This window comes from Bartonella sp. OD88NMGDW (assembly GCF_042193775.1).
GTDB lineage: Bacteria > Pseudomonadota > Alphaproteobacteria > Rhizobiales > Rhizobiaceae > Bartonella > Bartonella grahamii.
Genome location: NZ_JBHIMA010000004.1, coordinates 144,141 through 162,801 on the forward strand (window position 1 = coordinate 144,141; position 18,661 = coordinate 162,801).

The following is an 18,661-nucleotide window of genomic DNA, read 5'->3' on the forward strand; positions in this document are numbered from 1 at the left end:
TAGCAACACATCAACAAATAACATACAAAAAAGATTTTTCTATAATGCGCATAAATCCCCTCTCTCTACATAACTTCATCTCATTACAGGGACTCACCGCTAACTGGTGCGGTCGAGAAGACTCGAACTTCCACGGGTTGCCCCACAGCGACCTCAACGCTGCGCGTCTACCAATTCCGCCACGACCGCACGTGGGAAGAAAAACATTCTGGTTTTTAGCCTTTAACAAATCATAAAGAAAGGTACAAGCCAATTTTCTCTTTCTCATAATTTATTTTTATCCGAACGATTTATAACTTAATAGAGATTACTAAAAATATCGACTTTACTACGATCTTTGAATCATCATCATAAAGTGTGCTTGTGCAGCTTGATCTTTTTCATAATAACCATGAAAGTTTTTTGTAATTGTTGTAGAGCCCTGTTTTTGGATTCCTCTCATAGCCATACACATGTGCTCCGCCTCAATCAATACTGCTACACCATGAGGCTTCAGATACGTTTTTAACGCGTGAGCCACTTGCGCTGTCATGGCTTCTTGTGTTTGTAAACGACGAGAAAAAATATCTACAACACGCACAATTTTTGAAAGGCCAACAATTTTTTCATTAGGAAGATATGCTATATGTGCTTTCCCAATAATTGGGATCATATGATGCTCACAGTGTGAATAAAAAGGTATATTTTTTACGATTACGGCTTCATTATATCCTGAAACCTCTTCAAAAACTGTACCTAAGGTTTCTTTAACCGATTGACTATAACCACTAAAAAGCTCGCGATATGCCTTGGCTATACGTCTTGGAGTATCTAAAAGCCCTTCTCTATTTGGATTTTCCCCTATCCATAAGAGTAATGTACGAATCGCTTCTTCCACCTCTTCAATACTCGGACGCTTTTCTTCAGATAAAAAAGAATCCTTCGCGTCTTCTTTAACAACATTACGCATTCAAAAACTCCAAGCTTACTCTATACAAAGCATTTGCTCCATACCTATTTCATTTTGTATAATCTCTATATAAGCGAATTAAAAGTTTAAACAATCACGACTCTCAAAATTTCAGGCAATAGCGCATGATTGATAATATCTATAATGATAAAATACTTAAATATGCTGCACATATAGGAAAAATTGGGCGTCTTAATAATCCTGATGCAACATCAAAAAAACATGCACACCTTTGTGGTTCGACAATCACTGTAGATTTAAAAGTGGAAAATGGTATTATTACGGATTTTGCCCATGAAATACACGCATGTGTGCTAGGGCAAGCATCGGCTTCACTTTTAGCATCTCATATCATCGGACAAACAACACAAGATCTTAAAATATTGCGTGAAGTTATTTATCAAATGCTAACGCAAAATGGTCCTTCTCCTCAAGCTCCATTTAAGGATTTTTCTTGCTTACAGCCCATTAAAGATTATAAAATGCGCCATGCAGCAACACTACTACCCTTTGATGCAACGATAGACTGCATTCAAAAAATTGAAGAAAAATAAATGTTCAAATCACAATCTCGACAAAAAAAATTGACTCGAAATTACACAGGCAATTGGCAAAAAACACCTGGACGATTATTGGGTATTTTCTTAATACGTTTCTATCAAATAACACTTTCAAATCTTATAGGCAATCAATGTCGCCATGCCCCGACTTGTTCAGAATATACATATGAAGCGATTGCACGCCATGGGCTTTGGGCTGGTGCATGGATGGGACTCTTTCGTATCATACGTTGTGGGCCCTTTGGAACAGATGGCTTTGACCCAGTACCTATTTCTCTTGGAAATTCTTGCTGTTTTTATAAACCTTGGCGTTACTGGAAAATTTCTGACAAACACAACAAATAATCCTTTTCTTTTTTCGTATGTATTGATAAAAAATCAGTCTATAAGCTTTTTACTCAATTTTCACGAAACCATCCGCAATCGTTAGCGGAATTGGATTAAAAGGGTGTTTTTATGTCTTGCTCTGTTTCTCTTTCTTTTCCTGATGGTTCAAAACGTAATTACCCCTCCGAAATGACTGGTTTGGAATTAGCAGAATCCATTTCTAAATCACTCGCAAAAAAAGCTGTCGCCTATAGGCTTGATGGTATCACGCGAGACTTATCGGATCCATTGGAACAATCTGGTCAAGTAGAGATTATTACCCGAGAAGATTCACGCGCTCTTGAACTCATAAGGCATGACTGCGCCCATGTCCTTGCTGAAGCAGTGCAAGAACTCTTTCCTGAAACGCAAGTAACAATAGGTCCTGTCATTGAGAATGGATTCTATTATGATTTTGCACGCCAACAACCTTTTACATTAGATGATCTCACCGTCATTGAAAAGAAAATGCGTGAAATTATCCAACGCAATAAACCTTTCAGAAAAGAAATTTGGTCTCGTGAAAAAGCGAGAAAAATTTTTTCTGAGAAAAAGGAATTTTATAAAGTTGAACTTATTGATAGCATTCCTGAAAATCAAGATTTAAAAATTTATTATCAAGGAAAATGGTTTGATCTTTGCCGCGGACCGCACATGCAATCTACAGGGCAAATTGGGAATGCTTTCAAATTAATGAAAGTCGCAGGAGCTTATTGGCGTGGCGATGCCAATAATCCAATGCTCACAAGAATTTATGGAACAGCATTTGCAAATGAAAATGACTTAAAAGCCTACCTCCATATGCTAGAAGAAGCTGAAAAACGTGATCATCGCCGCTTGGGACGTGAAATGGACTTATTTCATTTTCAAGAAGAAGGGCCAGGAATGATTTTTTGGCACAAAAAAGGTTGGAAAATGTTCCAAAATTTGATCAACTATATGCGTAGACGCCTTGATGATCATCAATACGCTGAAGTTAATGCACCACAAGTTCTCGATAGGTCACTCTGGGAAATATCTGGCCATTGGGGCTGGTATAAGGAGAATATGTTCAAAGTAACTCCAGCAGCAGAAGATTCAGATCATGGGAATATTTATGCCCTTAAACCAATGAATTGCCCTGGTCATGTGCAAATTTTTAAACATGGTTTAAAATCTTATCGTGATTTGCCTATCAGACTTGCTGAATTTGGACTTGTTCATCGTTATGAGCCTTCGGGCTCTTTACATGGTCTTATGCGTGTGCGTGGTTTTACGCAAGATGATGCGCATATTTTTTGTACTGATGAACAATTAGCCGATGAATGTCTCAGTATTAATGATCTTATTTTATCAACTTATGCTGATTTTGGTTTTAAAGAAATTAGTCTTAAGCTTTCAACACGTCCAGAAAAACGAGTTGGGTCTGATGCATTATGGGATCATGCAGAAAGTATCATGGAATCTGTCCTTAAAACGATTGAAACAAAATTTGCAGGACAAATCAGAACAAGCATCCTTCCAGGTGAAGGAGCATTTTATGGTCCAAAATTTGAATATACATTAAAGGATGCTATCGGTCGTGAATGGCAATGTGGAACAACACAAATAGACTTTAATCTCCCCGAACGTTTTGGTGCATTCTATATTGATAAAGATTCAGAAAAACGTCAACCTGTTATGATCCACCGTGCTATCTTTGGATCAATGGAGCGTTTTCTTGGTATATTAATCGAAAATTTTGCTGGACATATGCCACTTTGGCTTGCTCCTGAACAAGTTGTTGTTGCAACAATTACGTCCGAAGCAAATGAATATGCCCAAAAAATAACAGCAAAACTTAGAGCTATTGGACTTTCCGCAACAACAGATCTCCGCAATGAAAAAATTAACTATAAAATACGAGAACATTCTTTACAAAAAGTCCCCGTAATTTTGGTATGTGGTAAACGTGAAGCTGAAACAAACAGCGTAAATATGCGCCGTTTAGGAAGTACGAATAAAACCCTTTTATCTGTAGAAGATGTGATTAAACAACTCTCAAATGAGGCAACACCTCCGGATTTGCAACGTGTAATAGATGCATAACATCGCAGAAGGTGGTAATACGTTAATTTTTTACTATAAATCTTCAAATTTTGTACAAAATGAGAGGGTTTGATATTGTAGTGTGTTTTGGTTTCATGCACAATTACCTATAACCAGAAAGAATCACGTGATCACTCTCTACAAGGTAGATTGATGAAAAAAATCAATGTAAGCTATGAGCTTTTTTAATGCAAAAATCATAGACAATTGAATATTAATAATAACATTAATCTTTTACCTTTATAATGAAAAGATGGTGCTATTATCATGGATAGATCATTACGATAATTATAGCAACATCAAGCAAGAAGGCTGAAAACAAGATTATATTTATTAATAAAAAATATGTAAAATTAGCTGAACAATGATATGTCTTATTCGTAAGATAAGCTCTTATAAAAAGACAAGATATTGATTTATAATGATAATATATCTTTATTCATATTAAATAAGGTTTCGAATATCATAGGATTGTCTCATTTTAGATATGTTTATGTTGAATCTATCAAAATTATTTTTTGGCACGAGACAAGCGGAATGAGTGTGTGGTTAAAAATTATTGAGAAAGGACTTTTAAAATGCCCACAATGAACCGCCTAAAGTGCTAAGGATTGTTGCAATCATTGAGGGTAGGCTAAACTATAATGCTGATGCCGACTTGCTCCTTCATAAATGTAAAAATAACAGTACTCAACGGGTTTACCATTATATCATTCACGAGAAATCATGGTGAAATAAGCTTAAGAAGCCTTAAGAAACATCTCTTTAAAACAAGCAGATGAATTGGTGAATCAATGGCATTCTACATCCTGCAATCTACACTGATGAGATATTGCATTAGCTTTCATAAAGTCAAATCAGAGAAAAATGGCAAAACTCAGCGCCTATTCTTTCCCCTCTTCATATTTTACCAAATTAAAAACTCTTATAAAAAACTCGTTAAATATACACATACGATACATTACTACTCGTTAAACGTATAAAACTCTGGGCACACCCATAAAACATCTAAATATCTACGAAACACATTGCTATGCTAGACGCAAGATATTGATTTGTAAAACAATTTCAAAACACATATTTTGCTAAAAAAGCAACACATATAAAACAAAAAACATTATTGCTATCGAGCTCTATCAAGAACACGCTTACATTCAATGAGTTCAAATAGGATTTCTTGCAACAATGCTTTATCAGTTTTATCTTTGTAAAGATTCACAGAACCAACAGATGTTTCTCCTTCATTCCTCATGAAATTCAAAAGCCCAAAAGAAGATTTTTTAGGCTTATTGCTAGCATTTTCAGAAGTTTGTCCTGCATGTTTCTTCTCTATGACCACATTCATAGCATCAAGATCACCATTACCCAATGCAGTCACAAAAGCAACACCATTTTCTTTCAAAAGGCGTTGCACACCTTTTATCGTATAACCCTGATCATATAATAACTGCTTAATACCATTGAGCAAATCAACATCGACCGGACGATAATAGCGCCTTCCTCCCCCACGTTTCATTGGTTTAATCTGCCTAAAACGTGTTTCCCAGAATCTTAACACATGCTGCGGAAGCTCCAATAACTCGGCTACTTCGCTAATTGTGCGAAAAGCATCAGAGCTTTTATCCATTTTGCAACACCTTATTTAAAACAAAATAAATTACTTTACAATGACTCATTCCGTCTCAATTTCTCAACAAGATTAGTCAAAAATAAGACCATCATTGACGACTTACACAACTGTCTTTTTCTAAAAAACAAAGACCTTTATTTTATCGTTTTTTTAACAAATACCAAACATACCATGGCATTCATTTATGAGATATCATTTTTTCTGTCTTGCACGATGCGAATCTAAAATTCTCTGTTTAAGGACATTGGCAGCCTTAAACGTTACAACACGTCGCGGCGGAATAGGTGCTTCAACACCTGTTTTTGGATTACGTCCAACACGTTCATTTTTACTGCGAACCTGAAAAGTTGCAAAAGAGGATAATTTAACCGCTTCACCTCTTACAAGTGAGTTGCAAATCTCATCCAAAACCAATTCGACTAAAGCTGCTGATTCAGTATGTGACAAGCCCACTCTTTTACAAACTACGCTCGCTAAATCTGCACGCGTTACTGTCTTACTTGTCATTATAACCACCTATTAAAATATTAAAAATTACAAAATGACTTATACGTTTTCTTGAAATATGGTCAAGTAGCCATAATTTACCAACGAATAAGAATTGCTCCCCATGTAAATCCACCTCCCATGGCCTCTAACATGATAAGATCTCCTTCTTTTATTTTTCCATCGCAAACAGCTGTTGTTAAAGCCAACGGAACTGATGCCGCAGACGTATTACCATGTTGATCAACGGTAATCACAACTTTATCTAGTGAAATTCCCAGTTTTTTAGCAGATGCTTCAATAATGCGCTTATTAGCCTGATGAGGTACAAACCAATCTAGTTGTGAAGAATCCATACCTGCAGCTGCAAAACAATCATCAACCACATCCGTTATCATACCAACAGCATATTTAAAAACTTCTCGTCCTTCCATACGCAAATAGCCTGTCGTTTGTGTTGTTGAAGGTCCACCATCAACATATAGCTTATCTATATAAGCACCATTAGAGCGCAATTTCGCAGACAATATACCACGCTCAAAAGCAATACCCCCCTCAATTTCCTGTGCTTCCAAAATAGCAGCACCCGCACCATCACCAAACAAAACACATGTCGTACGATCTTCCCAATCTAAAATTCGAGAAAATGTATCGGATCCAATAACTAAAATTCTTTTAGCCGCTCCACACCGTAAATAAGAATCTCCTGTTGTTAAAGCAAAAATAAAACCAGAGCAAACAGCTTGAATATCAAAAGCAAATCCATGGCTCATTCCCAAAGCACGCTGAATTTCAACAGCAGAAGCAGGAAAAGTACGATTCGGGGTGGACGTTGCTAAAATAATACAATCAATGTCTTTTATTGTTAAACCAGCATTTGTAAGTGCTGCTTGCGCAGCCTCAACTCCTAAAGAAACAGTTGTTTCATTTTCACTGGCAATATAACGTTGGCGTATTCCTGTACGCTGAACAATCCATGAATCTGACGTTTCAACAAACTTTGCAATCTCATCATTTGATAAACTTTTCTTCGGCAAAGCACTTCCTACACCACGTATAATTGACCGAATCATTAAGCTCTTACCTTTTCTTCAAATTTTTCATTTCTATTATAAGAGCTTATCATAAGGACTCTCCATTCACTGTCTCTTCACCTTCTTGATCAAAAAGTGTTTCTTTATTCTCATGAAACCGTCGCAAATCAGCTGTTATTTTTTTCAAAAGTCCATTATTAACCATCTCATAACCAACGCGGATAGCAGAAGCAAAACCGTTAGCATTAGCACTCCCATGGCTTTTGATCACAACACCATTCAACCCCAAAAGCACTCCTCCATTCACCCTATCGGGATCCATTTTGTGTTTCAGCGTACGAAAAGCACCCCGCGATAAAAAATAGCCAAGAGATGTTAAAAAAGAACTGCGCAGTGCGGAGTTTAAAATCTCTCCTATCTGTCGCGCGGTTCCTTCTGCGGTTTTTAAAGCAATATTACCAGAAAACCCCTCTGTTACAACAACATCGACTGTTCCTTTTCCAATGTCATTGCCCTCAACAAATCCTTTATATTCCAATCCTTCTAATTGCACTTCACGCAATATCATTCCTGCTTTTTTTATTTGATAAAGTCCTTTAACCTCTTCCACCCCCACATTTAAAAGCCCAACACTTGGTCTTTCAGTGTGATATAAAGCGCGAAACATACCCGCTCCCATAACCGCCAAATCAACCAACTGACCAGCAGAGGCACCAATTGTTGCCCCAATATCCAAAACGATACTCTCACTGCGAAGTGTTGGCCAGATACCCGCAATACCAGGACGTTCAGCCTCTGCGAGCATTTTCAAACAAAAATAAGACATGGCCATGAGTGCACCCGTATTACCAGCAGAAATGCAAGCATCAGCTTCACCATTTTTTACCGCTTCAATGGCGTACCACATTGATGATTTACCACGTCCATTACGAAGTGCTTGGCTTGGCTTTTCATCCATGCGTGTATAACTTTCTGTAGGGCAAAAGCGCGATACAGAATCCAAACAAGGGTATTTTTTTAAAACTGGACGAACGTCCTCCTCTATTCCATAAAACAGAAAATAAATATTTGATAAATATTTTTGTACAATTGCTGCTCCTGCAATAGCTGCTTCTGGACCGTAATCACCGCCCATGACATCCACAGAAATTCTAATCACGCTTGCATATCCCACATCTTTTCATTTACATCTTTAAACACATATTATGATTTTTGGCTCCTGAACACTCACAAAGCAAATCTTGCAAAAATCGCTCCGCAGAAAATATCGTTTAGCATACAATAGATATTTTATGTTTTTACAATCACTTCCAATTTTTCAAAACAGAAAATGGCGAGAATTTTTGCTCTGCTTCTTCTAAATTTTCAACCATATCCATCTTTATTCTCTCTTTACGTGGATAATGATTAATAGACAACTCAAAAAACTCTTCCATGATTGCACCAATATCAATTTTATCATCATAAAACACTTCAGGAGTATCAAGCCCCTCCACATCTAAAAACAATTCTCCTGTATCCTCTGATATTTTGGGCTTCATCAAATTTGAATCTTCAGGAACAAAAACAACCTCAATATTTTCACAAAGGATATTTTCTAATGGTTCTAATGTAACAACACATAACTGTAGTATGCGCGCTTGCAACAGACCTTTTATACGTACTCCGCGTTTTTTCCACGGGAAAATATGGAAATTTCCCTCACAAGATTTTACTTCAATTAAATCATGGTTCTGAGCTAAATTTGTACATTCTTTTTTGTTTGCACAAAAATGAACCCTTATACCTTTAGCAGGTAGAGAACGTACGGATATTGGATAAGCCAAAGCAAATGTCATTTGAGGAATATTTTTAACATTCATTGACAACTCCCAAAGATAAAAACGCATAAAGCACTGTGTTTTTATTTATATCAAGTATTCATGCATTTTTTTCTTTTCTAAAGAAATTCTATATGGCATAATTCACTTTATAACAGGGAAGCTCAGTGTAAGCTACGGTAGATTAAGCTAAAATTAGAAAAAACTTGAGGTTGCCTTCTTGTCCTACATCTCAGTATAAAAAGGAGATATCATTGTTTCAAATGCCTCACATAATAGCCTTAATCAAACGTAAATTATTGATTGGTCTATCAATAACAAGCATAGGAATGCTTGCTGGATGTGGTCTTCTCGATTCTTCAGGTTCGAGCCAAATTTATAGAGAGGGCTATGTTCTTGATAGAAATGCTCTAAGTTCTATTTCTGTTGGCTCAAGTCAAGAGCAAGTTCTTTTAACTTTAGGGACCCCTTCATTAAAAACAAAATATGATAATGAAGTTTTTTATTACATCTCACAGACACGCTATCGTGGGATGCAGTTTATGAAAACAAAGATTATTGATCGCAAAGTTTTAGCCATTTACTTCAATAAAAATAATCAGGTTGCAAAAGTTGCTAATTACGGATTACAAGACGGTCAAGTGTTTGATTTTATTGCACAAACAACACCAACTGTAACAAAAGAACATCCTTTTTTAATTCAAATTATAAAAGGCCCTGCGAATTTGCCACCCCATAACTAAATCATATAGTCTACATACCGTCTCAATATTATTAGGTCTGATAATATCTGACCTAATAATGGGGGATTTCTAGCTCTTATGGGCGGACTTTTTTTGCCATACTGTCGAGAACTGCATTAACAAGTTTTGGCTCATCACCTTCAAAAAACGCCTTAGCTATGTCAACATATTCATTCATGACAACCGCAACAGGAACATCTTTACGGTTGATCAACTCCCATAAACCTGCTCGTAAAATTGCTCGCAATATAGAATCAAGACGTGAAAGAGACCACTCTGCAGAAAGCTGTTGATGAAGCAGAGGATCAAGCTGCTTTTGATCTTTTACAACACCCGTTATAATAGCCAAAAACCATTGAAAATCAGCTTCAAGATACTGGTCTCCATCGATATCTTTTCCCAAACGATAAGCTTCATACTCAGCTGCTATTTCCATCACCCCCGAACCCACGATATCCATTTGATAGAGGGCTTGAACTGCAGCGAGTCTTGCTGCTCCACGTTTATTGGCTGAACGCGGAAAATGTCTGCTTTTTATATCAGCCATATTTAACGATTATCTCCAAATCTCTTTTTTAGAGCGATCATACATAAAGCAGCTTCAGCCGCAAAACCACCTTTATTTTTGTCATCTAGATTCGCACGCACCCATGCTTGTTCTTCATTTTCAACAGTCAAAATACCATTTCCAATAGCCAAGTGCTGATGAATAGTTAAATCCATCAATGCACGACAAGAATCATTAGCAACAATTTCAAAGTGATATGTTTCGCCCCGAATAACACAACCAAGAGCAACATAACCATCATAAGATATCTTATTTTGTTCAGCAAAAGCTATTGCACTTGGTATTTCTAATGCTCCAGGAACCGTTACAACATCATAACTTGCTTCAGCTTTTTGCAAAGTATTCACTGCACCTCTCAAAAGCGCATCAGAAATCCCCTCATAAAAACGTGCTTCAACAATCAATACGTGAGGCTTTTTACGTATCTCTTTCATCATAATGGAATTCCACAAAAAACGAATCAAAAAAATCAAGGTTATAAAGCATAAAATTCTGAAAACGATCAATAGAGTTTTGGTTTATTCATCTTCTCTTTTTAAAGCAAAAAGTTTCGCAGCATAACGAGCAAGTTGATCAATTTCCAAATTGACCCGATCTCCAATTCTAGCCTGTCCCCACGTTGTCATTTCGAGTGTATGGCGAATAATAAGAACATCAAAAACACAATCCTCAACACCATTAACAGTCAAAGATGTCCCATTAAGTGCAATAGATCCCTTATTGACAATGAAAGGTATAAATTGTCTTGCAACTTTTAAATAAAAACGAATTGCATCCCCTTCATTTTTTTGATCAATGATTTCAACCAAACCATCAATATGACCAGAAACCAAATGTCCTCCCATTTCATCACCTAATCGAAGCGAACGTTCCAAATTAACAAAAGTTCCTTTTGTCCATTGTGCAAGATTCGTTAAACGTAATGTTTCTTCCCACGCCTCGACAACAAACCAATTAGAATCTTCTTGTTTTAATCCTCGCTCTACAATTGTCAGACAAATTCCTGAACAAGCAATTGATGCGCCAATTGCTAAGCTTTCTATAGCATAGCGTGTAGAAATCTTTAAACGCATCCCCTGCTTTAAAGGTTGAACATCTTCAATACAACCAATATCCGTTATAATTCCTGTGAACATAATGTCTTACGTCTCCATTTATAAAAACGGTCATTTCCAAACATTCTTGTCTCAATCTCATAAAACTGCGAGAGATAATTTCCAAAATGAGGGGCTTCAATACGATTTTTTCCTAAAACCATGGGGGTATGAAAACATATCAAATGATCAACACAACCAGCATTCAAAAACTTTTCCCCTGTCTTTACGCCCCCTTCCAATAAAACACTATTAATCCCATGTTTATAAAGCATCTGTAAAAGAGCAAAGGGTTCCACACAACCATTGTTCATCTCTACCGAATAAACAGACACACCATATTGCTCCAATGCATTTTTTTTGCTTTTCTTTGAAAGATCCACATCACAAATAACCCATGTAGGAATTTTCATAGCTGTTTGGACAACTTTTGCATCAAGGGGGATAGATAAATCTGCATCCAAAATAATACGAATTGGTGAGCGCATCTCCATCCCTGGCAAGCGGCAATTAAGTTGTGGATCATCTGCTAATATAGTACCAATACCAACGAGGATAGCATTATTTTGAGCGCGTAAAATATGCGTATGGGCATGAGAAAGTGTTCCACTAATTTTTACGCTGCCCTTTTCTCTTTTCCCAACACCATTATCAGCAGAAATTGCCATTTTAAAAGTGACCGCACAGCGTTGTATCTTCCTTATACACCAATGCGTCCATAAAGATTCAAAAGCCTCTTCAGCTAAAATGCCCTCAACCACTTCAATACCCGCCGCTCGCAAAAGAGCAATACCATGACCATCAACACGCTTGTCACAATCAGTCAACGCAACAACAACTCGAGAAATACCTGAATCAATGAGTGCATTCACACATGGCGAAGTTTTTCCATAATGCGCACAAGGTTCTAAAGTAACATAAGCAGTCGCTCCTTGAGCCAAAGAACCAGCCATATGTAAAGCTTGCACTTCCGCGTGAGGACTCCCATGAATAGCTGTTATGCCATAGCCAACAATAAATGCCCCCGCACTATTATCGTTTCGCACAATTAACGTACCAACGGAAGGATTCTCACCTGTAAGACCGACATGACGCTCTGCTAGACGAATAGCTGCAGCCATAAACCGTTCATCTTGCAATTTTTTATTCATCAAAACGAGATTCTGTATCCGCAATACCCTTTGACAATTCATCTATAACATCGTGAAAATCGCTTGCATTACGAAAATCTCGATACACAGAAGCAAAACGAATATAAGCAATATCATCAATTCTTTTCAATGCTTCCATAACAAGATGTCCAATTTTTTCTGAAGCAATCTCCGGTTCTCCCAAACTTTCAAGCTGGCGCACAATGCCAGAAATTGCTCGTTCAATATGATCAGGATCAATATTGCGCTTACGTACAGCCACATCAACTGATCGCATTAACTTATCACGATCGAATGGTTCACATCGTCCACTTTTTTTAGCAACCAATAGCTCACGCAACTGAACACGTTCAAAAGTTGTAAAACGACCACCACAGACGGAACACACACGGCGGCGGCGAATCACTGCCCCCTCTTCTGCTGGACGTGAATCTTTAACCTGTGTATCCTCATATTGGCAGTAAGGACAGCGCATCTTCTGTGTCCTTAACGATTACTAAGATAAGAGTAAAGAGGAAATTGACTCGTTATATCTTTTACCTTTTTCTCAACAGCCATTTCAACGGCATAATTATCTTCATCACTTTTTGCGCTCCGAAGACCATCAAGAACTTCTGAAACCAGATGACCAACTTGAATAAACTCTTTTTCTGAAAAACCACGTGTTGTGGCAGCAGGTGATCCCAAGCGAATTCCCGATGTTATAGATGGCGTTTCAGGATCAAAAGGAATACCATTTTTATTGCAGGTAATATGAGCGCGCCCCAAAGCCAATTCAGCACGTTTACCTGTTAGATTTTTGGAACGTAGATCAACCAACAATAAATGATTATCTGTACCACCAGAAACAATATTAAAACCATTACTCTGTAATATTTTTGCTAAAGTTTTCGCATTAGCGACCACATTGGCACTGTAACTCTTAAAAGAGGGACGCAAAGCCTCCTCAAATGCAACAGCCTTTGCAGCAATTACATGCATTAAAGGACCACCTTGAAGACCAGGAAAAATTGCAGAATTAATTTTCCTGGATAAAGACTCATCATTTGTCAATATTAAACCACCACGAGGACCTCGAAGCGACTTATGTGTTGTTGTTGTTACAATATGCGCATGTGGAACGGGCGAAGGATGCACGCCACCAGCAACAAGACCGGCAATATGAGACATATCAACGAGTAGATGAGCACCAATCTTATCTGCAATTTCACGGAATCGTTTCCAATCCCATAGCCGTGGATAAGATGAGCCACCCGCTATAATAAGTTTGGGCTTACGTTCTTTTGCAAGTTGCTCAACCTCATCCATATCAATAATCTGATCTTCTTGACGCACACCATAGGAAACAACATCAAACCATTTTCCTGACATATTAACAGATGAACCATGCGTAAGGTGACCACCAGCATTTAAGTCTAATCCCATAAATGTGTCACCAGGCTGAAGTAAAGCTAAAAAGACAGCTTGATTCATTTGGCTACCAGAATTAGGCTGTACATTCGCAAAAGCAGCACCAAAAAGCTGTTTTGCCCTTTCAATGGCTAAATCTTCAACGACATCAACAAATTGACACCCGCCATAGTAGCGCTTTCTTGGATAACCTTCTGCATACTTATTAGTTAAAACAGACCCCTGCGCTTCAAGAACCGCTCTTGAAACAATATTCTCTGAAGCAATCAGCTCAATTTCATGTTGTTGACGCTCAAACTCCCCTCTAATTGCATCAAAGATTGCACCATCAACAGTTTGTAAATTATCATTAAAAAAGCGCTTTTGTGCGTCATTTTCTTGCTGAGTCATAAAACACATTCCTAACATAAAAAAATAAAATCACTGAACGATAACACAGCAAACCATGCAAACCAAACATTTTAAACCGCTTACACTCAAAAATAATGACGCAAATATTTATCTTATTCTTTGTTATAAAAAAAACAAAAAACTTCCCTCTCAAGAATGGTAAAAAATGAGATTACATTTCTTTTTTTACACTCTTATTTGTTTACACCTTTTACAAAAGGTATCTATAATCTAAAGAAATTCAATAATTTAATGATTAAAAATAATTTATAATGTGAAAAACTGAATATAATAGGCAAAGTTAATACAAGGCAAATAAGAATGCTAACTAAAGTTTTTATTGATGGTGAACATGGCACAACCGGACTACAAATACAAAAACGCTTAGAGGGGCGTACAGATTTAAAACTACTCTCTCTTGCTCATAAAGATCGCCATAATGTCCATCTGCGACAAGACTATCTTAATCAAGCCGATATTGCTATTTTGTGTCTTCCAGATGATGCTGCACGCGAAACAGTTCATTGGCTTAAAAAAAATAAAAACATTAGGATTATTGATAGCTCGACAGCCCACCGTGTTGCACCAGACTGGGTTTACGGTTTTCCTGAAATGACAACAGGACAAAGAAAGCGCATCCAAGCAGCACATTATGTAACCAATCCCGGGTGCTATCCTACCGGTGCCATTAGTTTGATTCGCCCACTCCGTGAAGCAGGACTGCTAGACGCCTATTATCCCATCTCGATTAATGCAATCTCCGGCTATACTGGTGGTGGAAAACAGTTGATTTTAGAAATGGAAAATCAATCTCAACAAAATATTCAGAACAATTATTTTATCTATGGTCTTAATCTTGAACACAAACATGTGCCAGAAATTAAAATCTATGGACAAATCAACCAAACCCCAATTTTCATACCAAGTGTTGGTCGTTTTCCCCAAGGAATGATTGTGAATCTTCCTCTGCATCGCCATTTATTCACAAAATCAGCAAACTGTTCTGATTTGCGCGAAATTCTCGCAAACCATTACGATGGACAAAATACCATTTTAGTTGCATCACAAGAAGAAACTGCTTCACTTCAAAGACTTAATCCAGAGTGTTTAGCCAATAAAGATAATATGAAACTGTTCGTATTTGGAAATGATCGTGAAGGTATTTTTAATCTCAGCGCCATATTCGATAATTTAGGAAAAGGCGCATCAGCTGCGGCTATCCAGAACCTCGATTTAATGCTTTCAAGCAACTTAAACTCCCTATAAATACAAACTTTTATTCAACAACGCGATATGCCCCTTTCGTTGCTCGCCAGTGCGCAACCGCAAAACATAACACTGCTAGTGCCATACTTTGGTGAATGAGCCCTAAACTTATCGGAACCTCATGTAACAGTGTTAAGATACCCAAGAGTGCTTGGATAATAATCATAACACAGATAAGAAATGCACGACGAGAATGGGTTGAATGTGGAATGTTTTTTTGTACATAGAAAGCATGAACAACTGAAACAATAAATACAAAATAAGCAAAAAATCGATGAATAAATTGAACCATTAATGAATTTTCGAATAAATTGAGCCAAACAGGACGAAGCTGCAACAAACCATCAGGAATAATCTGCCCATCCATAAGAGGCCATGTATTATAGACTTTTCCAGCATGAAGCCCTGCAACCAAAGCTCCGAAATAAATCTCTATCAAAACGAGAACAACAAGCCAAGCCGCAAAATATTGCACCTTTTTATTTGCTGGCTTTTCTGAATATTCTGCAAGTCCTCGAGATAAATAAGTAACAAAAACAATAACAAAACATGCCGTTATAAGATGAAATGCCAAACGATATTGGCTCACACTTGTTAAATTACTTTGCCCAATCCCTGAAGCAACCATCCACCAACCAATAAAGCCTTGAAAGGCGATAAGAATAGGCACGACAATAAGCGGGAGTAAGATATTTTTTTCAACACGCTTAGTCGCCCAAAACCAAATGAGCCCCAATAAAGCGACAAGACCAACAAGACGCCCAAGAACACGATGCGCCCATTCCCACCAAAATATGACCTTAAAAGCACTTAAGCTCATATCAGGATTAAGCAGCTTATATTGTGCTATCTGTTGATATTTTAAAAATTCCTCTTGCCATTGATCCACACCAATCGGTGGAATAACGCCGTGTATTGGCTTCCATTCCGTTATAGATAATCCTGATCCCGTCAAACGAGTAGCGCCACCTACTAAGACAATTGCTAAACAAAGCAATAAAATAGAGTAAAGCCACACCTGTATTTGTTTTCTATTTTTCTTTTGCACGGGCGTTAAAATGCTATTGTTTAATCTCTTTACTGCCATCTCTGATTGCCCCACGCTTCTCTCCAACTACAATGCATTTTAAAATTTAAACATCAAATCATTGTGTATTCTAGTATGTACTATAACTTTAGCAAAAAACAAGCGTACCACTATAACATGCGATACATATTTCTTTTTTATAAAGTTTATGATGCAACAACGCGATAAACAGCCTTTGGAAAGCTGCTTACCATCCGCATCATCCATTCTTGTTCATTAAGAACAGTCTTACAAATATAATAGTCTGTTAGCTCTGCAAATTGCTCAAATCCATATTTTGGTTCGCTTGCCATCTCTAGAATGATAAAATCATATTCTTTTTTAAATTCTTGTAATATATGAGAAATGTCATTTGAAAAATCTTGTGCAGAAATAGCACTTGTTAACCCCTGAGGAAGAATATCAACCCCCGTATCATAATCACGGTAAATAACATCATGCAGCTGGGCATTGCCCGTTAAAATATCACTCAGTCCGCGATGTGGACCAATGACCTTCTCTATTTGTTGACCAGAAATATCGACCAACAGAATTGTTTTGTTCTCTTTTGTGAGATGAAGTGAAAGCTTTGCCGCTGTCCGTGCAGCCTCTGGTCCAATGATTGAAATAATGGTTGAAGCACGCCATTTCAAAACATCAGATAATCCCTCTATCGTAATAAAAGCTTCAAGATTTTTCATTTCTTGAGAGACTAAAATACTCTCGTTCTTCTTAAGAGCATTTTCTTTTGATCTCAAATCCTCTTCTGAAGGTTGATCTTTTTTGCTTTTAAAGCACGGATAAAATAACAATATTCCTAGTAAAAGAGTAAGGAAGCTAGCCAATGCACTCACAAAAATATTTTTTCCATAAAGAGCCATAAAAGAAATTGGTGCTAACGTTGTTGGCATAACCACGTGGATATTTGTGTTTTGTAAAAGAAGAGGATTATCACTCAATCTCCGATATGAACCAATAATTTTTTCTCTTCGTTGAGCAGACTTACTCATCGCTTTATTTTGTGCATCGACTGCTGCTTTTATTTTATTTTCAAACTCGTTAAATATTTCATTCAAAGATTGGGATTGATCTTTTACAAAAAAGTTCATTCTTTTTTTGAGCTGTTTTTCTAATTCCGTTGCAATAACCTCATCTGAATGAACTTGATAAACGATTTGTAAAATTTTATTTTTTAATTGATGAGAAACTGTTTCTAATTCCGCAGTCATTGCTTTAATTTGAGGATGTGTCCACCCCAATTGCACCGCCATATGTGCTCTTTGCGTTTCCAAAAGATCACGTTTAGATTCCAGAGCAACAATTGCTGAATTACCTGCAATAAACGATAAAGACAATAAAGACTGTCCCTTTTCACGCATCGCGTTAATCGTTGAGTTCAAACTTGTTAAATGAATACGCTTTAAAGTTGCTTCCGTTAATTGCATAGAAAGATCATGAAGCTCTGTTTGTTTTACACCCTGCTGAATAAAAGACTCAACAGATGTACGAAATCCCTGCATGATATTAACGATTGCAGTATTATCATATTGTTTGTCTTCTAATTTATCATTTAACAAGAATTGTTTCTGTTTTATGATTGCTTGTGAAAATGCGGAAAACCAAGTTTCCAACCCACGTTGAGCTGCTTCAAGTGTCTCAGCTTCAAAAGTCAAATCGATAAAATCACCACGACGCGATAAACGGATATTTTCATGATTTTTTTTCTTATTAAAAGCACTTAAAGAAAATTGCGAATCATTGAAGAACATAGGCTGTGAAAACAAAAAAGCGATAACATTGTCTTGCTTTTTGATTGGTAACGGTTTTCCTACAGAATCAGATAATGAAAATATTAAAGTTGCTTGGTAACCACGGGGCTGAAAAAAATAATACAACCAAATCAAAGATATACATAGCATTTGTAATAGCAAAACAATCAAAATGCTTCGCCATACAGTACGTAGGAATAGTCTTTTATTACACTTAAGACTCATCTTTATTTTAACCAGCAAAATACTTCTTCATATTGTTTTATTAAGAGAAAGTAGTAACTATCCTCTT

19 protein-coding genes and 1 tRNA gene are annotated in these 18,661 nt (G+C 37.0%); 5 read left to right on the forward strand and 15 right to left on the reverse strand.

The window, feature by feature from the left end; translation table 11 throughout:
- Nucleotides 1-104 precede the first annotated feature (104 nt).
- Nucleotides 105-189 (reverse strand) — tRNA-Leu (locus tag ACFIJR_RS04985).
- A gap of 139 nt (nucleotides 190-328) precedes the next feature.
- Entirely contained in the window at nucleotides 329-949 is a 621-nt protein-coding gene (gene folE, locus ACFIJR_RS04990) for a GTP cyclohydrolase I FolE (protein WP_375620182.1), read from the reverse strand.
- 125 nt (nucleotides 950-1,074) lie between these two features.
- Here folE and ACFIJR_RS04995 point away from each other — a divergent pair, with 125 nt between their 5' ends.
- The 3 genes from ACFIJR_RS04995 (at nucleotide 1,075) to thrS (ending at nucleotide 3,942) form a co-directional block, all read left to right on the forward strand.
- Complete coding sequence (locus ACFIJR_RS04995) at nucleotides 1,075-1,503, forward strand: iron-sulfur cluster assembly scaffold protein (RefSeq protein ID WP_375626485.1); 429 nt, start codon at nucleotides 1,075-1,077, stop codon at nucleotides 1,501-1,503.
- Nucleotides 1,504-1,854: a membrane protein insertion efficiency factor YidD gene (gene yidD, locus ACFIJR_RS05000; RefSeq protein ID WP_375627362.1), complete on the forward strand. Its 351-nt coding sequence runs from the start codon at nucleotides 1,504-1,506 to the stop codon at nucleotides 1,852-1,854. It abuts the gene before it with no gap.
- A gap of 111 nt (nucleotides 1,855-1,965) precedes the next feature.
- Complete coding sequence (thrS, locus tag ACFIJR_RS05005) at nucleotides 1,966-3,942, forward strand: threonine--tRNA ligase (protein ID WP_375651986.1); 1,977 nt, start codon at nucleotides 1,966-1,968, stop codon at nucleotides 3,940-3,942.
- A gap of 1,123 nt (nucleotides 3,943-5,065) precedes the next feature.
- Here thrS and ACFIJR_RS05010 read toward each other — a convergent pair.
- The 5 genes from ACFIJR_RS05010 to ACFIJR_RS05030 form a co-directional block, all read right to left on the reverse strand.
- On the reverse strand, nucleotides 5,066-5,569 hold the full coding sequence (locus ACFIJR_RS05010) for a MerR family transcriptional regulator (RefSeq protein WP_375627360.1): 504 nt from the start codon (nucleotides 5,567-5,569) through the stop codon (nucleotides 5,066-5,068).
- A gap of 195 nt (nucleotides 5,570-5,764) precedes the next feature.
- A complete protein-coding gene (locus ACFIJR_RS05015) occupies nucleotides 5,765-6,079 on the reverse strand; it encodes an integration host factor subunit alpha (RefSeq protein WP_015856447.1) in 315 nt (104 codons plus the stop codon).
- A 77-nt stretch (nucleotides 6,080-6,156) separates the two neighbouring features.
- The gene (locus ACFIJR_RS05020) at nucleotides 6,157-7,131 is read right to left on the reverse strand and encodes a beta-ketoacyl-ACP synthase III (RefSeq protein WP_375626477.1); all 975 of its coding nucleotides are present in this window, start codon (nucleotides 7,129-7,131) and stop codon (nucleotides 6,157-6,159) included.
- A gap of 49 nt (nucleotides 7,132-7,180) precedes the next feature.
- Entirely contained in the window at nucleotides 7,181-8,251 is a 1,071-nt protein-coding gene (gene plsX / locus ACFIJR_RS05025) for a phosphate acyltransferase PlsX (RefSeq protein ID WP_375626475.1), read from the reverse strand.
- Between the two features lie 145 nt (nucleotides 8,252-8,396).
- A complete protein-coding gene (locus ACFIJR_RS05030; RefSeq protein WP_375626473.1) occupies nucleotides 8,397-8,954 on the reverse strand; it encodes a DUF177 domain-containing protein in 558 nt (185 codons plus the stop codon).
- Nucleotides 8,955-9,175: 221 nt separating this feature from the next.
- On the opposite strand from ACFIJR_RS05030, the gene ACFIJR_RS05035 reads away from it, so the two are divergent.
- Nucleotides 9,176-9,655, forward strand: coding sequence for an outer membrane protein assembly factor BamE (locus ACFIJR_RS05035; protein ID WP_375626497.1), 480 nt, complete (start codon nucleotides 9,176-9,178; stop codon nucleotides 9,653-9,655).
- 76 nt (nucleotides 9,656-9,731) lie between these two features.
- Here ACFIJR_RS05035 and nusB read toward each other — a convergent pair whose 3' ends face one another.
- The 6 genes from nusB to glyA form a co-directional block, all read right to left on the reverse strand.
- Nucleotides 9,732-10,202 carry a transcription antitermination factor NusB gene (nusB, locus tag ACFIJR_RS05040; RefSeq protein WP_375626471.1) on the reverse strand — a complete coding sequence of 157 codons (471 nt, stop codon included), beginning with the start codon at nucleotides 10,200-10,202 and terminating at the stop codon, nucleotides 9,732-9,734.
- A 2-nt stretch (nucleotides 10,203-10,204) separates the two neighbouring features.
- Nucleotides 10,205-10,660, reverse strand: a complete 456-nt coding sequence (locus tag ACFIJR_RS05045; RefSeq protein WP_375627359.1) for a 6,7-dimethyl-8-ribityllumazine synthase — start codon at nucleotides 10,658-10,660, stop codon at nucleotides 10,205-10,207.
- Between the two features lie 81 nt (nucleotides 10,661-10,741).
- The gene (locus ACFIJR_RS05050; protein WP_375626467.1) at nucleotides 10,742-11,359 is read right to left on the reverse strand and encodes a riboflavin synthase; all 618 of its coding nucleotides are present in this window, start codon (nucleotides 11,357-11,359) and stop codon (nucleotides 10,742-10,744) included.
- A complete protein-coding gene (gene ribD, locus ACFIJR_RS05055; RefSeq protein ID WP_375627358.1) occupies nucleotides 11,341-12,468 on the reverse strand; it encodes a bifunctional diaminohydroxyphosphoribosylaminopyrimidine deaminase/5-amino-6-(5-phosphoribosylamino)uracil reductase RibD in 1,128 nt (375 codons plus the stop codon). Before ribD ends, ACFIJR_RS05050 begins: the two co-directional genes overlap by 19 nt.
- Complete coding sequence (nrdR, locus tag ACFIJR_RS05060; protein WP_015856456.1) at nucleotides 12,461-12,943, reverse strand: transcriptional regulator NrdR; 483 nt, start codon at nucleotides 12,941-12,943, stop codon at nucleotides 12,461-12,463. Before nrdR ends, ribD begins: the two co-directional genes overlap by 8 nt.
- A gap of 11 nt (nucleotides 12,944-12,954) precedes the next feature.
- Nucleotides 12,955-14,268, reverse strand: a complete 1,314-nt coding sequence (gene glyA / locus ACFIJR_RS05065; protein WP_375626463.1) for a serine hydroxymethyltransferase — start codon at nucleotides 14,266-14,268, stop codon at nucleotides 12,955-12,957.
- Nucleotides 14,269-14,589: 321 nt separating this feature from the next.
- Here glyA and argC point away from each other — a divergent pair, with 321 nt between their 5' ends.
- Nucleotides 14,590-15,534 carry an N-acetyl-gamma-glutamyl-phosphate reductase gene (gene argC / locus ACFIJR_RS05070; RefSeq protein WP_375626461.1) on the forward strand — a complete coding sequence of 315 codons (945 nt, stop codon included), beginning with the start codon at nucleotides 14,590-14,592 and terminating at the stop codon, nucleotides 15,532-15,534.
- 10 nt (nucleotides 15,535-15,544) lie between these two features.
- On the opposite strand, the gene ACFIJR_RS05075 is transcribed toward argC, so the two are convergent.
- Both ACFIJR_RS05075 and ACFIJR_RS05080 read right to left on the reverse strand, forming a co-directional pair.
- On the reverse strand, nucleotides 15,545-16,621 hold the full coding sequence (locus tag ACFIJR_RS05075; protein WP_375653756.1) for a COX15/CtaA family protein: 1,077 nt from the start codon (nucleotides 16,619-16,621) through the stop codon (nucleotides 15,545-15,547).
- 146 nt (nucleotides 16,622-16,767) lie between these two features.
- Complete coding sequence (locus ACFIJR_RS05080; protein WP_375627355.1) at nucleotides 16,768-18,594, reverse strand: hypothetical protein; 1,827 nt, start codon at nucleotides 18,592-18,594, stop codon at nucleotides 16,768-16,770.
- Nucleotides 18,595-18,661 lie beyond the last annotated feature (67 nt).

Bases quoted from the DNA above. Each gene is read 5' to 3' on its own strand.
- ACFIJR_RS05045 (WP_375627359.1), bottom strand. From the start codon at position 10,660: ATGATGAAAGAGATACGTAAAAAGCCTCACGTATTGATTGTTGAAGCA.
- folE (WP_375620182.1), bottom strand. From the start codon at position 949: ATGCGTAATGTTGTTAAAGAAGACGCGAAGGATTCTTTTTTATCTGAA.
- thrS (WP_375651986.1), top strand. From the start codon at position 1,966: ATGTCTTGCTCTGTTTCTCTTTCTTTTCCTGATGGTTCAAAACGTAAT.
- nusB (WP_375626471.1), bottom strand. From the start codon at position 10,202: ATGGCTGATATAAAAAGCAGACATTTTCCGCGTTCAGCCAATAAACGT.
- ACFIJR_RS05050 (WP_375626467.1), bottom strand. From the start codon at position 11,359: ATGTTCACAGGAATTATAACGGATATTGGTTGTATTGAAGATGTTCAA.
- yidD (WP_375627362.1), top strand. From the start codon at position 1,504: ATGTTCAAATCACAATCTCGACAAAAAAAATTGACTCGAAATTACACA.
- ribD (WP_375627358.1), bottom strand. From the start codon at position 12,468: ATGAATAAAAAATTGCAAGATGAACGGTTTATGGCTGCAGCTATTCGT.
- ACFIJR_RS05010 (WP_375627360.1), bottom strand. From the start codon at position 5,569: ATGGATAAAAGCTCTGATGCTTTTCGCACAATTAGCGAAGTAGCCGAG.
- ACFIJR_RS05075 (WP_375653756.1), bottom strand. From the start codon at position 16,621: ATGGCAGTAAAGAGATTAAACAATAGCATTTTAACGCCCGTGCAAAAG.
- ACFIJR_RS05080 (WP_375627355.1), bottom strand. From the start codon at position 18,594: ATGAGTCTTAAGTGTAATAAAAGACTATTCCTACGTACTGTATGGCGA.
- nrdR (WP_015856456.1), bottom strand. From the start codon at position 12,943: ATGCGCTGTCCTTACTGCCAATATGAGGATACACAGGTTAAAGATTCA.
- ACFIJR_RS05035 (WP_375626497.1), top strand. From the start codon at position 9,176: ATGCCTCACATAATAGCCTTAATCAAACGTAAATTATTGATTGGTCTA.
- ACFIJR_RS05015 (WP_015856447.1), bottom strand. From the start codon at position 6,079: ATGACAAGTAAGACAGTAACGCGTGCAGATTTAGCGAGCGTAGTTTGT.
- glyA (WP_375626463.1), bottom strand. From the start codon at position 14,268: ATGACTCAGCAAGAAAATGACGCACAAAAGCGCTTTTTTAATGATAAT.
- ACFIJR_RS05020 (WP_375626477.1), bottom strand. From the start codon at position 7,131: ATGATTCGGTCAATTATACGTGGTGTAGGAAGTGCTTTGCCGAAGAAA.
- ACFIJR_RS05030 (WP_375626473.1), bottom strand. From the start codon at position 8,954: ATGAATGTTAAAAATATTCCTCAAATGACATTTGCTTTGGCTTATCCA.
- ACFIJR_RS04995 (WP_375626485.1), top strand. From the start codon at position 1,075: ATGATTGATAATATCTATAATGATAAAATACTTAAATATGCTGCACAT.
- argC (WP_375626461.1), top strand. From the start codon at position 14,590: ATGCTAACTAAAGTTTTTATTGATGGTGAACATGGCACAACCGGACTA.